The sequence below is a fragment of the Burkholderia sp. PR2 genome, from assembly GCF_052372875.1.
GTDB lineage: Bacteria > Pseudomonadota > Gammaproteobacteria > Burkholderiales > Burkholderiaceae > Burkholderia > Burkholderia diffusa.
Genome location: NZ_JBQRWH010000004.1, coordinates 1,500,998 through 1,514,963, shown reverse-complemented (window position 1 = coordinate 1,514,963; position 13,966 = coordinate 1,500,998). Strand labels below are relative to the sequence as shown.

Below are 13,966 nucleotides of genomic sequence, written 5' to 3'. Positions count from 1 at the left end.
CGGGCGCATCGAATACGAAATGACACAAGGAGGAAGACGATGATTCAACTGACCCGCCCGTTGCGCACTCTGGCAATCGCAAGCGCGCTGCTCGCTTGCGCCGCACCTGCGTTCGCCCAAGCCGACAACCCCGTCGGCATGTGGCAGACGATCGACGACAACACGCATCAGCCGAAGGCGCTCGTGCAGATCGCCGATGACGGCGAAGGCTCGCTGTCGGGCAAGGTCGTCAAGGGCCTCGGCGCCAACGACACGCCCGATCGCCGCTGCACCGCATGCACGGACGAGCGCAAGGATCAGCTCATCAAGGGCATGACGATCATCAAGGCGATGAAGAAGGACGGCGACCACTGGGACGGCGGCAATATCCTCGACCCGGAAAACGGCAAGGTCTACAAGTGCAAGATGTCGCTGGAAGACGGCGGCCAGAAGCTCGTCGTGCGCGGCTACATCGGCGTGTCGCTGCTCGGCCGATCGCAGACCTGGGTCCGCGCGCAATAACGCGAAGCGCATCGATACGCGCAACGCAATGAAAAATCGGCCTGACGACGACGTCGCAGGCCGATTTTGTTTTGATATGAGCGTGAATGAAATCGATCGACATCACGCTGCATGCTTCAGCGCGTCCGGTGCATAGCTACCGGGGGCACGATACGCAGGCGCCGCAGCACTGCGCACCTCCGCCGCCTTCGACTGCGCGTGCTTGCGCATGCGCGTGGACAGTTCCTTGCACAGATTCACGCCGGCGTCGCCGTACAGCTCGCGCATCACCTGCATCAACGTGCCGGTCTCGTGCCAGACCTTGAAGCGGCGATGGCATGTCTGGTACGAAGGGTAGCGACGCGGCATCGCGGACCAGGTCGCGCCGCTGTAAATCACCCAGAGTACGCCGTTCAGGACGGCGCGCGTGTTGGCCAACGGACGGCCGCGCAACTCGGTGCGCGGCTGCATTTCGGGCAGAAGCGGTACGACGCAGCGCCACTCATGGTCGGTCAGATCGCGATACGGTGTCATGGACATCTCCAGCCTTAGGAACCATGACACACGATATCGACTGCCCTCAACCCTGAACATAAGACAAGTCCGAAAATACCCCGAGATTGCGGGAATTTGACCGGAATTGACGTTTGAACTCCGTCGCTTGTCGAAAACCGCGATCAGGTCAGCGAAGTATCGACGATACGGCGCGGCGTTTCGAGGTACTCCTTCGACTGCATCTCGACGATCCGCGATACCGTGCGCGCGAATTCGTTCGCCATCGGTCCTTCGACGTACAACTGCTCCGCCGGCACCGCGGCGGACATCAGCAGCTTGACCTTGTGGTCGTACAGCACGTCGATGAGCCAGGTGAAGCGCCGCGCCTCGGACGCCATCCGCGGCGACATCTGCGGCACTTCCGACAGCACGATCGCATGGAAGCGGCTGGCAAGCTCGAGATAATCGTTCTGCGAACGCGGGCCGCCGCACAGCGTCGCGAAATCGAACCAGACGACCCCGTCGGCCTTGCGCAGCGCCTTCAGCTCGCGCTTCTCGATATGCAGGATCGGGCTTTCGTCCGGCACCGCGGCGAGCTTCCCGAATGCATGACGCAGTTCGCGATCGGCGTCCGCGCCGAGCGGCGTGTGGTACATCTGCACCTGCGCGAGCGTGCGCTGGCGATAGTCGACGCCCGCGTCGACGTTCAGCACGTCGAGCTTTTGCTTGATCAGCGCGATCGCCGGCAGCATGCGGTCGCGATGCAGGCCGTCGGGATACAGATCGTCGGGATCGTAGTTGGACGTCATCACGAACTGCACGCCGTTGTTGAACAGGCGATCGAGCAGCCGGTACAGGATCATCGCGTCCGCGATGTCCGACACATGGAATTCGTCGAAGCAGATCAGTCGGTAGCGCTTGGCGATGCGTCGCGCGAGCTCGTCGAGCGGATCGGCCTGTCCTTTCAGTTCCTCGAGTTCGCGGTGTACCTCACGCATGAATTCGTGGAAGTGCAGGCGCGTCTTGCGCTGCACGGGCACCACCGCGTAGAAGCTGTCCATCAGGAAGCTCTTGCCGCGGCCGACGCCGCCCCACATGTAGACGCCGCGCGGCAGGTCCGGATGAATGATGAGCTTCTTGAACGCGTTCGAGCGGCGTGACTTGTATTCGACCCACTCGTCGAAACAGCGCTGCAGGCGATCGACGGCCGCGCGCTGGGCGGGATCGGACTGATAGCCGCGCGTGGTCAATTCGCGCGTGTAGTATTCGGTGACGTTCATCGGGCAAACCGGAAAGAACGAAGGCGAGCGGGAAACCCCGCCCGCCTTCGTCATGAGACGGCTGCGCCGGCCGATGGCCGGCAGGCGCTACACCGTGCTCAGCTGTTCAGCGAGCGCTTGTCGACGGCGAGCGCCGCTTCGCGCATCACTTCCGACATCGACGGGTGCGGATGGCAGATGCGGGCGATGTCTTCCGACGCCGCCTTGAACTCCATCGCCACCACGGCTTCCGCGATCAGGTCCGACGCGTTCGCGGCGATCACGTGCACGCCGAGCAGTTCGTCGGTCTTCGCATCCGCGATCATCTTCACGAAACCGTCCGGCGCGTTCATGCCGAGCGCGCGACCGTTGATCGAGAACGGGAACTTGCCCGACTTGATCTCGCGGCCTTCCGCCTTCAGTTGCTGTTCCGTCTTGCCGACCCATGCGATTTCCGGGTACGTGTAGATCACCCACGGAATGCAGTTGTAGTCGATGTGCGGCTTCTGGCCGTCGATCACTTCCGCGACCAGCACGCCTTCGTCTTCCGCCTTGTGCGCGAGCATCGGGCCACGCACCACGTCGCCGATCGCATAGACGTTCGGCACCGCGGTACGGCAGTGGTCGTCCACGTCGATGAAACCGCGCTCGTTCGCCTTCAGGCCGATCGCCTCGAGGCCGAGGTTGTCGGTGTTCGGCACGCGGCCGACCGACACGATCAGGCGGTCGGCGTCGAGCGTCTGCGCGTTGCCGTCCTTGTCGGTGTAGGCGATCGACACGCCGTTCGCCGTCGTCTTCACGTCACCGATCTTCACGCCGAGATGGATGTCGAGGCCTTGCTTCTTGAACAGCTTGGCCGCCTCCTTCGCGAGCGCTTCGTCGGCTGCGCCGAGGAACGCCGGCAGCGCTTCGAGCACCGTCACTTCGGCGCCCAGGCGACGCCACACCGAGCCGAGTTCGAGGCCGATCACACCTGCGCCGATCACGGCGAGCTTCTTCGGCACCGAGTCGAACGTCAGCGCACCTTCGTTGTCCGACACGATCTTGTTGTCGACCGGAATGTTCGGCAGGTGACGCGCCTTCGAGCCCGTCGCGATGATCACGTTCTTCGCGGTGACGACTTCGGCTTCACCCTCGCCGCTCACTTCGATCTGCACGCCGGCGTCGGTCTTGCCGGTGAACTTGCCATGGCCCTTCAGCCAGGTGATCTTGTTCTTCTTGAACAGGAACTCGATCCCGCTCGTCATCTTCTCGACGATCGCATCCTTGCGGCCGAGCATCTTCGCGACGTCGATCTTCACGCCGTCGACCGTGATGCCGTGGTCGGCCAGGTGATGCGACGTGTTCTCGAACTCTTCCGACGAAGCGAGCAGCGCCTTCGACGGAATGCAGCCGACGTTCAGGCAGGTACCGCCGAGCTTCAGCGCGCCGGCCGGGTTCTTCCACTTCTCGATACAGGCAACGGTCTTGCCGAGCTGCGCGGCGCGAATCGCGGCGATGTAGCCGCCGGGGCCAGCGCCGATCACGACGACGTCAAATTCCTTGGACATGACAATCCTTTCTACTTGTACGCCCGCACGGTCGCGCGTGTACGCGAGCGTGCGGAGCGGGTCAATGCAGTGAGACTCGGCTTACAGGTCGAGCAGCAGGCGTGCCGGATCTTCCAGCGCATCCTTCATCGCGACGAGCGACAGGACGGCTTCGCGGCCGTCGATGATGCGGTGGTCGTACGACAGTGCCAGGTAGTTGATCGGACGGATCACGATCTGGCCGTTTTCGACGACCGGGCGCTCCTTCGTCGCGTGCACGCCGAGGATGGCCGACTGCGGCGGGTTGATGATCGGCGTCGACAGCATCGAGCCGAACACACCGCCGTTCGAGATCGAGAACGTACCGCCCGTCATTTCCTCGATCGACAGCTTGCCGTCCTTCGCCTTCTGGCCGAATTCGGCAATCTTCTTCTCGATGTCCGCGAGGCTCAGTTGATCGGCATTGCGCAGGATCGGCACCACGAGGCCGCGCGGCGAGCCGACGGCGATACCGATGTCGAAGTAGCCGTGGTAGACGATATCGTTACCGTCGATCGACGCGTTCACGAGCGGGAACTTCTTCAGCGCATGCACGGCCGCCTTCACGAAGAACGACATGAAGCCGAGCTTCACGCCATGTTCCTTCTCGAACTTGTCCTTGTACTTGTTGCGCAGCTCCATGACCGGAGCCATGTTGACTTCGTTGAACGTCGTCAGGATTGCGTTGGTCTGCTGCGACTCGAGCAGACGCTCGGCGATACGCGCACGCAGGCGCGACATCGGCACGCGCTGTTCCGGACGGTCGTTCAGCCACGTCGCGGCCGACGCCGGCACCTTCACTTCCGGCAGCGACGGCTTTGCTGCGGCGGTCTTCGCCGGTGCGGCGGCCGGAGCGGCCTTCGGCGCGCTGCCTACGGCCAGCGCGTCGCCCTTCGTGACGCGGCCGTCGCGGCCCGAACCCGCGACGTCGCCCGTCGACAGGCCCTTCTCGGCCAGCAGCTTTGCTGCGGCCGGCGATGCAGCGGCCGAGCTCGATGCAACTGCGGCAGCCGGCTGCGCTGCCGGTGCGGCTGCAGCGGGTGCTGCTGCCGGCTTCACTTCGGCGGCACCCGCCGCTGCCTCGGCAGCACCTGCCTTCGCTTCGGTGTCGATCGTCGCGATGATCTGGTCGGCGACGACCGTGTCACCGTCGTTCTGCAGCACTTGCGCGAGCACGCCCGCGGCCGGTGCCGGCACTTCAAGCACGACCTTGTCGGTCTCGAGTTCGATCAGGATTTCGTCCTGCGCGACTGCTTCGCCCGGCTTCTTCTTCCACTGCAGCATGGTGGCTTCCGAAACCGACTCCGAAAGCTGGGGGACTTTGACTTCTACGATAGCCATGTGATTTTCCTGGATGCTTAATCTGGGTAATGACGAGGTTCGTGCGATTCCTTCGGCCGTTGCGGCGCGCGACGCGCCCGGCGGGCCAAAAGACACGGGAAAGCGCAGCGCGCCTTCCCGTTTCGCTTGACGTCGGTTATTTCGCGATCGATGCGCTCTTCAGGCGGCCGAACGCACCTTCGATGAGGGCCTTCTGCTGCTCGTAGTGCTTCGCGTAGTAGCCAACCGCCGGCGAGGCCGAAGCCGGACGGCCGCTGTATGCCAGCTTCTGCCCTTCCTTCATGCCCTCCTTCAGGTGGTGCTCGACGTAGAACCAGGGGCCCTGGTTCTGCGGCTCGTCCTGCACCCAGACCACTTCAGTCGCGTTCTCGTACTTCTTCATTTCGGCTTCGAACTGCTTGTGCGCGAACGGATACAGCTGCTCGATACGGATGATCGCGACGTCGTTCGCCTTCGCTTCGCGGCGGTGTGCGACGAGGTCGTAATACACGCGGCCCGAGCATGCCAGCACGCGCTTGACCTTCTTCGCGTCGATGCCGCCGTCGGTTTCGCCGATCACCGGCTGGAACGAACCCTTCGCGAGTTCCGACAGGTCCGACACCGCTTCCTTGTGACGCAGCAGCGACTTCGGCGTTGCGACGATCAGCGGCTTGCGGAACAGACGGATCATCTGGCGACGCAGCAGGTGGAAAATCTGCGCCGGCGTCGTCGGTTGAACGACCTGCATGTTGTGATCGGCACACAGCTGCAGGAAACGCTCGATACGCGTCGACGAGTGTTCCGGACCCTGGCCTTCGTAGCCGTGCGGCAGCAGCATCGTGAGACCCGACACGCGGCCCCACTTCACTTCGCCCGACGAGATGAACTGGTCGATCACGACCTGCGCGCCGTTGACGAAGTCGCCGAACTGGGCTTCCCACAGCACGAGCGTGTTCGGCTCGGCGGTCGAGTAACCGTATTCGAAGCCCAGCACCGCTTCTTCCGACAGCACCGAGTCGATCACCGTGAACTTCGCCTGGCCTTCAGCGATGTTCTGCAGCGGCACGTACGTGCCGTCGTTCCAGCGCTCGCGGTTCTGGTCGTGCAGCACCGCGTGACGGTGCGTGAACGTGCCGCGGCCCGAGTCCTGGCCCGTCAGGCGCACCGAGTAGCCCGATGCGACGAGCGAAGCGAATGCGAGGTGTTCGCCCATGCCCCAGTCGAGCGGCTGGTCGCCGCGCGCCATGTTGCGGCGGTCGTTGATCACGCGCTCGACGAGCGGGTGGACCTTGAAGTTTTCCGGGACCGTCGTGATGCGTTCGCCGAGGCGCTTCAGTTCGGCGAGCGGCACGGCCGTATCGGCTGCATCCGTCCACTTGCGGTTCAGGAACGGAACCCAGTCGACCGCGTACTTGCTCTTGTAGTTCGACAGAACCGGATCGACGGTGTGGTGGCCGTCGTCCATCGCCTTGCGGTACGCCTTCACGTAGTTGTCGGCGTCTTCCGCGGTGATCACGCCCTGCTGCACGAGCTTCTCGGCGTACAGCGCACGGGTGCCCGGGTGCTGCGCGATCTTCTTGTACATCAGCGGCTGCGTGACCGCCGGCGTGTCCTGCTCGTTGTGACCCAGCTTGCGGAAGCAGACGATGTCGATCACGACATCCTTGTGGAACTGCATCCGGTAGTCGATCGCGATCTGGATCGCGAGCACGACGGCTTCCGGATCGTCGCCGTTCACGTGCAGCACCGGCGCTTCGATCATCTTGACCACGTCGGTACAGTACAGCGTCGAACGCGCGTCGCGCGGGTCGGACGTCGTGAAGCCGATCTGGTTGTTGATGACGATGTGCAGCGTGCCGTGCGTGCCGTAACCGCGCGTCTGCGCGAGGTTCAGCGTTTCCATCACGACACCCTGGCCAGCGAAGGCCGCGTCACCGTGGATCTGAACCGGCAGCACCTGCAGGCCGTCTTCGTCGCCGCGACGATCCATCCGTGCCTTCGCCGAACCTTCGACCACCGGGTTCACGATTTCGAGGTGCGACGGGTTGAACGCGAGCGACAGGTGGACCGGGCCGCCTTCGGTCGACACGTCCGACGAGAAGCCCTTGTGGTACTTCACGTCACCTGCCGGCAGGTCGTCGACGTGCTTGCCTTCGAATTCGGCGAACAGGTCGGCCGGCATCTTGCCCAGCGTGTTGACCAGCACGTTCAGACGGCCGCGGTGCGCCATGCCGATGATGATTTCCTGCACGCCGGTCTTGCCTGCGTGCTGGACGACTTCGTCCATCGCCGCGATGAAGCTTTCGCCGCCTTCGAGCGAGAAGCGCTTCTGGCCGACGTACTTGGTGTGCAGATAGCGCTCGAGGCCTTCCGCTGCCGTCAGGCGATTCAGGATGTGCTTCTTCTTGTCGATCGAGAAGGACGGCGTCGCGCGGGTCGATTCCAGACGCTCCTGCCACCAGCGCTTCTGCTCCGGATCGCTGATGTACATGTATTCGGCGCCGATCGTGCCGCAGTACGTGTCACGCAGGCCCTTGACGATGTCGCGCAGCGAAGCCTGGTCGAAACCGAAATACAGGTTGCTTGCGCTGTACGTCTGGTCGAGGTCGCCTTCGGAGAAGTCGTAGAACGCGGGTTCGAGTTCGGGGATGGCGGGACGTTCGCGACGCTTCAGCGGATCCAGATTGGCCCATTGCGAGCCGAGGAAGCGATATGCGCTGATGAGGGACTGGACGTGGACCTGCTTGCGTGCGGTCGCCAGATTGCTCGTGCTTTCGCGCGGGATGAAGGCATTGGCCTTCGCACGCTCGGCAAACGATTCGACGATCGGGAAATGAGCAACGTCATTGGCATTCGAGCCGTCGGTTGCAGGCACGTTCTGCAGCGCGTCGAAATACTCTCGCCAATTCTCCGGCACCGATGCCGGATTGTTGAGGTATGCATCGTACAGTTCTTCAACGTACGAAGCATTGCCGCCGAACAGATAGGAGTTCAGCTGAAACTGCTTCATTACATCTGACATTTTACGCTCACCTTTCTTCGAGCTTCTCGAGAAATAGCGGGTTACTCAACCTTCCGCGACACGGCCTGACCGTTTAGCGGATTGCGAATCAAGTCTTGCTTGGAAGGACCTAAAACTTGCGTGCGCGCAGCATATCACAGAACCGATACCGGAGTTCACGACGAAATGTGCCTGAAAGCACCGCGTGGCGGCGTTTCGCCGGATTGCCACGACGCGCGGGAACAGTGTTTTGCAACCCGCCCGATTGCACACTGCGCAGATGCAAAAAAGGCCGCCCAAGGGCAGCCTTTTTCGTCATGCACGGGAACAGCCGATGCTTAGTCGACCGCGCCTTCGCGGCTCGCGCGGCGACGCTCGTGCTCCTTCAGGAAGCGCTTGCGCAGACGGATCGACTGCGGCGTCACTTCCACGAGCTCGTCGTCGTCGATGAATTCGACCGCGTATTCGAGCGACATCTGGACCGGCGGCACGAGACGCACGGCTTCGTCGGTACCCGACGCACGCACGTTGGTCAGCTGCTTGCCCTTGATCGGGTTGACGACGAGGTCGTTGTCGCGGCTGTGGATGCCGATGATCATGCCCTCATACAGCGCATCGCCCGGCTTCACGAACATGCGGCCGCGATCCTGCAGCTTCCACAGTGCGTACGCCACGGCAGCGCCGTCGTCCTGCGAGATCAGCACGCCATTGCGGCGCTCGAAGACCGAGCCGTCCTTCACCGGTGCGTACGAGTCGAAGATGTGGCTCATCAGGCCCGTGCCGCGCGTGAGCGTCAGGAATTCGCTCTGGAAGCCGATCAGGCCACGCGCCGAGATCTTGTACTCCAGGCGCGTGCGGCCGCGGCCGTCCGATGCCATGTCGAGCATTTCGCCCTTGCGGCGACCCAGCTCTTCCATCACGCCGCCCTGATGCTCGTCCTCGACGTCGACGGTCAGCAGCTCGTACGGCTCGTGCCGCACGCCGTCGATTTCCTGCATCACGACGCGCGGACGCGACACGGCCAGCTCATAGCCTTCACGGCGCATGTTCTCGACGAGAATCGTCAGGTGCAGTTCGCCGCGGCCCGACACTTCGAACACCGTTTCGTCGCCCGTGTCCTTCACGCGCAGCGCGACGTTGTGATTCAGTTCCTTCATCAGACGATCGCGGATCTGGCGGCTCGTCACGAACTTGCCTTCGCGGCCAGCCAGCGGCGACGAGTTGACGAGGAAGTTCATCGTCAGCGTCGGCTCGTCAACGGTGATCATCGGCAGCGCTTCCGGCGTATCGACCGCGCAAATCGTCGCGCCGATGCCGACGTCTTCGATACCGTTGATCAGCACGATGTCGCCGGCTTCCGCCGACTCGACCTGCACGCGCTCGAGGCCCTTGAACGACAGCACCTGGTTGATCTTGCGGTTCAGCACGTCGCCTTCCGGACCGAAGCGCATCACGACCGGTTGACCCGGCTTGATGCGGCCGCGCGTGATGCGGCCGACGCCGATCCGGCCGACGTACGTCGAATAGTCGAGCGACGTGATCTGGAGCTGCAGCGGCGCTTCCGGATCGGCCGGGCGAACCGGCACGTGCGCGAGAATCGCCTCGAACAGCGGGCGCATGTCGCCTTCGCGGGTCGCCGGATCGAGCGACGCGTAGCCGTTGAGGCCCGATGCGTAGACGATCGGGAAGTCGAGCTGCTCTTCGGTCGCGCCGAGCTTGTCGAACAGGTCGAAGGTCTGGTTGATGACCCAGTCGATCCGCGCGCCCGGACGGTCGATCTTGTTGATGACGACGATCGGCTTAAGGCCGAGCGCGAGCGCCTTCTTCGTGACGAAGCGCGTTTGCGGCATCGGGCCCTCGACGGCGTCGACGAGCAGCAGCACCGAGTCGACCATCGACAGCACGCGCTCCACCTCGCCACCGAAGTCCGCGTGCCCCGGCGTATCGACGATGTTGATGTGCGTGCCTTCATATTCGACCGCGCAGTTCTTCGCGAGAATCGTGATCCCGCGCTCTTTTTCGATGTCGTTCGAGTCCATCACTCGCTCGGCAATCTGCTGGTTCTCGCGGAAGGTGCCGGACTGGCGGAGCAGTTGGTCGACGAGCGTGGTCTTGCCGTGGTCGACGTGAGCGATGATGGCGATGTTGCGAAGGGCGCGGGTCATAGAAACCTGGAAATCGTTGAACGCGCAAACGCGCACGCTCGTCAGTCACCGGGACACGTGCGCGCGCGTTGCAGCTTGGAAACCACAAATTATAGCACGTGAGAGTGGCGAGAGCCGGGCTGTTCGTTGCAGCGCAACAAACGACCCCGCCCTTCCGCTGCCCAGCTCGCGACCAACGGGCCCGACGGCACGCCGAAAACCCTGACGCCGATAAGGGGATTTTGGGGCCACGGAGCGCGCCCTCGCCCGTTCGATTAACATTTGCCGCGGCAAGCAATTGTGCCTATACTGCTGCCTAGTCAACTATTGCAGCTTCAGGGTTTTATGTCGGATTCTCCTTCCCAATCGCCTGTTTCGCCGCTGTCTTCGTATCAGATGAACGACAGCGTCGGTTATCTGATGTCTCGCGTGAAATCGGTGATGACCAACCTCGTCACGCAGCGCACGCAGGAAGAGCTCGGCATCACGGGCACGCAGGCGAGCATGCTGTTCATGATCGCGGTCGGCAAATGCTCGACGGCCGCCGAGCTCGCTCGGGAATACGGGATCGACGCGAGCGCGGTCACGCGCCTGCTCGATCGGGTCGAGAAGCGCGGCCTGCTGTCCCGTGTGCGCAGCATCGAGGATCGGCGGGTCGTGCGCCTCGAGCTGACCGACGAAGGCCGCGCGCTGGCCGAGCGGCTGCCGCCGGTGTTTCGCAGCGTGCTCGACGAGCTGCTCGACGGCTTTACGCCGGAAGAAGTCGGTTTCCCGAAGAGCATGCTGCGCCGCATTCTCAGCAACTATTGCGAGACGGCCGGCGGCACCATCACGTAATAGTTGCCATAACAATTACTTTTGACAGATTAATGTAAGGAAATCCTTGCAGTGTCCATCATTCATTCCGAGTCAGAAAACAGCGCGATGAAATCCTCCCCGTTGTCCCTGCGCGCCGGGTCGTGCCGCGCCGCCGTCGCCGCTGCAGTCGCCGCGCTGGCGCTGGCGGGCTGCGCAAACTACATCGGCATCAAGAGCGACAAGCAGATCGCTCCCGCGTCGCAATTCGAAACCGCCCAGAGCCTGCCCGCCCAGGGCGGCCAGTGGCCGGCGCTCGACTGGGCAAACCAGTTCGGCGATCCGCAGCTGCCGAAGCTGATCGACGAGGCGCTTCAGGGCAGCCCGTCGATCGCGCAGGCACAGGCGCGCATCGCGAAGGCGTCGTCGTACATCGAATCGTCGCGCTCGAACCTGATGCCGAAGGCCGAAGCCAGCTACTCGTGGACGCGCGAACTGTATTCGTCGAACGCGCTGTTTCCGCCCCCGTACGGCGGCCAGTGGTACAGCGAGAACAACGCGCTCGCGAGCGCGTCGTGGGATCTCGACCTGTGGGGCAAGAACCGCGAGCGCCTGCATACGGCCGTGTCGCAGGAAAAAGCCGCCGAAGCGGACATGCAGCAGGCGCGCATCACGCTCGCATCGTCGGTCGCCCGCACCTACAACTCGCTTGCGCAACTGTACGCGCTGCGCGACATCGCGCAGCGCGAGATCACCAACCGCCAGACGGTCGGCAAGATCACCGACGGCCGCGTGTCGGCCGGCCTCGACACCAACGTGGAGCGCCAAACCGCGCGCGGCAACATCGCGACGACCCAGGCGTCGCTGTCCGACCTCGACGGCCAGATCACGACCGTGCGCTACCAACTCGCCGCACTGCTCGGCAAGGGGCCGGACCGCGGGCTGCAGATCGCCGCGCCGGTGATGAACCCGACAGGCGAAATCGCACTGCCCGGCAACCTGCCGGCCGACCTCATATCGCGCCGTCCCGACATCGTCGCCGCGCGCTGGCAGGTCGAGGCCGCGATGCACGACGTGAAGGAGGCGAAGGCCGAGTTCTTCCCGGACGTGAACCTCGCGGCAGGCTTCGGCTTCGATGCGTTCGGCTGGGGCAAATTCCTGAACTTCGCGAGCCGCCAGGCGCAGTTCGGCCCGGCCATCCATCTGCCGATCTTCGATGCCGGCGCATTGCGCGCACAGCTCAAGGGCCGCTATGCGGACTTCGACCTGTCGGTCGCCAACTACAACCAGACGCTGATCAACGCGCTGAACGACGTCGCCACCCAGGTCGCGTCGATCCGCGCGGTCGATCGCCAGATGGACGACGCGCAGCGTGCGCTCGACGCCTCGACGCGCGCGTACGACCTCGCCGTGATCCGCTACAAGGCCGGCCTGTCGCCGCAGCTGCAGGTGCTGACCGCCGACAGCAACCGCCTCGTGTCGGAACAGACCGTGACCAACCTGAAGATGCGCCGGCGCGACATGCAGCTCGCGCTGATCAAGGCGCTCGGCGGCGGGTTCGACGCGACCGGCACGCGGCTCGCCGCGCCCGACGCCGACCAGCACACGAAACAGGCTGCCAACTGATCCGGCGCCACCACTACGCAGACACTCGAAATAACGGACGGAGAAAATCGCCATGAGCGACCCTCAACAAAATGCCGCCAGCGCCCAGCCGCAGAACAACGGGAAGCGCAAGCGGATGATGACGCTGCTGATCGCGGTCATCGTGATCGCGGCCATCGCGTATGGCCTGTACTACTTCCTCGTCGCGCGCTTCCATGAAGAGACCGACGACGCATACGTGAACGGCAACGTCGTACAGATCACGCCGCAGGTCACCGGCACCGTGATCGCCGTGAAGGCGGACGATACGCAGACGGTCAAGGCCGGCGATCCGCTCGTCGTCCTCGATCCGGCCGATTCGCAGGTCGCGCTGCAGCAGGCCGAGGCCAACCTCGCGCAGACGGTGCGCCAGGTGCGCGGCCTGTTCGTCAACGACGACCAGTACCGCGCGCAAGTCGCGCTGCGCCAGTCCGACCTGTCGAAGGCGCAGGACGACCTGCGCCGCCGGATGGCCGTCGCGCAGACGGGCGCCGTATCGCAGGAAGAAATCTCCCATGCACGTGACGCGGTGCGCGCCGCGCAGGCGTCGGTCGACGCGGCGCAACAGCAGCTCGCGTCGAACCGCGCACTGACAGCGAACACGACGATCGCATCGCACCCGAACGTGTTGGCCGCGGCGGCGAAGGTTCGCGACGCGTACCTCGCGAACGCGCGTAACGTGCTGCCCGCGCCGGTCACCGGCTATGTCGCGAAGCGCTCGGTGCAGGTCGGCCAGCGCGTGTCGCCCGGCAACCCGCTGATGTCGGTCGTACCGCTGAACGCGGTGTGGGTCGACGCCAACTTCAAGGAAGTCCAGCTCAAGCACATGCGCGTCGGCCAGCCGGTCGAACTGACGGCCGATATCTACGGCTCGTCGGCGGTCTACCACGGCAAGGTCGTCGGCTTCTCGGCCGGCACGGGCTCGGCGTTCTCGCTGCTGCCGGCGCAGAACGCGACGGGCAACTGGATCAAGGTCGTGCAGCGCCTGCCGGTGCGCATCGAGATCGATCCGAAGGACCTCGAGAAGCACCCGCTGCGCATCGGCCTGTCGATGCAGGTCGACGTCGACATCAAGGACGAGCGCGGCGACCAGCTTGCGAACGCGCAGAACACCGTCTACGAGACGAACGTGTTCGCGAAGTATGGCGACGAAGCCGACGCCGAGATCGCGCGCATCATCGCCGAGAACGCCGGCGGCAACGCGCCGGCCCCGGCCGCGGCGAAATCGACCAACGCAGCCAAAATGATGTAACGGTTCCG

Annotated in this window: 10 protein-coding genes; 4 read left to right on the top strand and 6 right to left on the bottom strand. The window is 63.9% G+C overall.

Translation table 11 applies throughout. The features are described 5' to 3' along the window. The first annotated feature begins 39 nt into the window (after positions 1 to 39). Positions 40 to 501, top strand: coding sequence for a DUF2147 domain-containing protein (locus ACT2FV_RS24245; RefSeq protein ID WP_124625684.1), 462 nt, complete (start codon positions 40 to 42; stop codon positions 499 to 501). Between the two features lie 102 nt (positions 502 to 603). On the opposite strand, the gene ACT2FV_RS24240 is transcribed toward ACT2FV_RS24245, so the two are convergent. The 6 genes from ACT2FV_RS24240 to typA all read right to left on the bottom strand — a co-directional run bounded on the left by ACT2FV_RS24240 (position 604) and on the right by typA (position 10,288). Continuing rightward, a complete protein-coding gene (locus tag ACT2FV_RS24240) occupies positions 604 to 1,014 on the bottom strand; it encodes a transposase (protein ID WP_059608552.1) in 411 nt (136 codons plus the stop codon). A 143-nt stretch (positions 1,015 to 1,157) separates the two neighbouring features. Beyond that, positions 1,158 to 2,255: a cell division protein ZapE gene (gene zapE, locus ACT2FV_RS24235; RefSeq protein ID WP_124625682.1), complete on the bottom strand. Its 1,098-nt coding sequence runs from the start codon at positions 2,253 to 2,255 to the stop codon at positions 1,158 to 1,160. A gap of 98 nt (positions 2,256 to 2,353) precedes the next feature. After that, a complete protein-coding gene (gene lpdA / locus ACT2FV_RS24230; RefSeq protein ID WP_057924323.1) occupies positions 2,354 to 3,784 on the bottom strand; it encodes a dihydrolipoyl dehydrogenase in 1,431 nt (476 codons plus the stop codon). A gap of 81 nt (positions 3,785 to 3,865) precedes the next feature. After that, positions 3,866 to 5,143: a 2-oxoglutarate dehydrogenase complex dihydrolipoyllysine-residue succinyltransferase gene (gene odhB, locus ACT2FV_RS24225; RefSeq protein WP_444504954.1), complete on the bottom strand. Its 1,278-nt coding sequence runs from the start codon at positions 5,141 to 5,143 to the stop codon at positions 3,866 to 3,868. Positions 5,144 to 5,279: 136 nt separating this feature from the next. Then, positions 5,280 to 8,144 (bottom strand): 2-oxoglutarate dehydrogenase E1 component, encoded by a 2,865-nt coding sequence (locus ACT2FV_RS24220; protein ID WP_059608555.1) that lies wholly within the window; start codon positions 8,142 to 8,144, stop codon positions 5,280 to 5,282. Between the two features lie 317 nt (positions 8,145 to 8,461). Further along, the gene (gene typA / locus ACT2FV_RS24215; protein ID WP_059467636.1) at positions 8,462 to 10,288 is read right to left on the bottom strand and encodes a translational GTPase TypA; all 1,827 of its coding nucleotides are present in this window, start codon (positions 10,286 to 10,288) and stop codon (positions 8,462 to 8,464) included. Between the two features lie 324 nt (positions 10,289 to 10,612). Here typA and ACT2FV_RS24210 point away from each other — a divergent pair, with 324 nt between their 5' ends. The 3 genes from ACT2FV_RS24210 (at position 10,613) to ACT2FV_RS24200 (ending at position 13,958) form a co-directional block, all read left to right on the top strand. Beyond that, a complete protein-coding gene (locus ACT2FV_RS24210; RefSeq protein ID WP_444504953.1) occupies positions 10,613 to 11,104 on the top strand; it encodes a MarR family winged helix-turn-helix transcriptional regulator in 492 nt (163 codons plus the stop codon). 87 nt (positions 11,105 to 11,191) lie between these two features. Beyond that, on the top strand, positions 11,192 to 12,688 hold the full coding sequence (locus tag ACT2FV_RS24205) for an efflux transporter outer membrane subunit (protein WP_151048707.1): 1,497 nt from the start codon (positions 11,192 to 11,194) through the stop codon (positions 12,686 to 12,688). Between the two features lie 52 nt (positions 12,689 to 12,740). Next, the gene (locus ACT2FV_RS24200) at positions 12,741 to 13,958 is read left to right on the top strand and encodes an HlyD family secretion protein (RefSeq protein WP_059608558.1); all 1,218 of its coding nucleotides are present in this window, start codon (positions 12,741 to 12,743) and stop codon (positions 13,956 to 13,958) included. The last annotated feature ends 8 nt before the right edge of the window (positions 13,959 to 13,966 follow it).

Excerpts from the sequence above, each read along its gene's own strand:
- ACT2FV_RS24245 (WP_124625684.1), top strand. The coding sequence starts at position 40 with ATGATTCAACTGACCCGCCCGTTGCGCACTCTGGCAATCGCAAGCGCG.
- ACT2FV_RS24200 (WP_059608558.1), top strand. The coding sequence starts at position 12,741 with ATGAGCGACCCTCAACAAAATGCCGCCAGCGCCCAGCCGCAGAACAAC.
- typA (WP_059467636.1), bottom strand. The coding sequence starts at position 10,288 with ATGACCCGCGCCCTTCGCAACATCGCCATCATCGCTCACGTCGACCAC.
- ACT2FV_RS24240 (WP_059608552.1), bottom strand. The coding sequence starts at position 1,014 with ATGACACCGTATCGCGATCTGACCGACCATGAGTGGCGCTGCGTCGTA.
- odhB (WP_444504954.1), bottom strand. The coding sequence starts at position 5,143 with ATGGCTATCGTAGAAGTCAAAGTCCCCCAGCTTTCGGAGTCGGTTTCG.
- ACT2FV_RS24220 (WP_059608555.1), bottom strand. The coding sequence starts at position 8,144 with ATGTCAGATGTAATGAAGCAGTTTCAGCTGAACTCCTATCTGTTCGGC.
- ACT2FV_RS24210 (WP_444504953.1), top strand. The coding sequence starts at position 10,613 with ATGTCGGATTCTCCTTCCCAATCGCCTGTTTCGCCGCTGTCTTCGTAT.
- zapE (WP_124625682.1), bottom strand. The coding sequence starts at position 2,255 with ATGAACGTCACCGAATACTACACGCGCGAATTGACCACGCGCGGCTAT.
- ACT2FV_RS24205 (WP_151048707.1), top strand. The coding sequence starts at position 11,192 with ATGAAATCCTCCCCGTTGTCCCTGCGCGCCGGGTCGTGCCGCGCCGCC.
- lpdA (WP_057924323.1), bottom strand. The coding sequence starts at position 3,784 with ATGTCCAAGGAATTTGACGTCGTCGTGATCGGCGCTGGCCCCGGCGGC.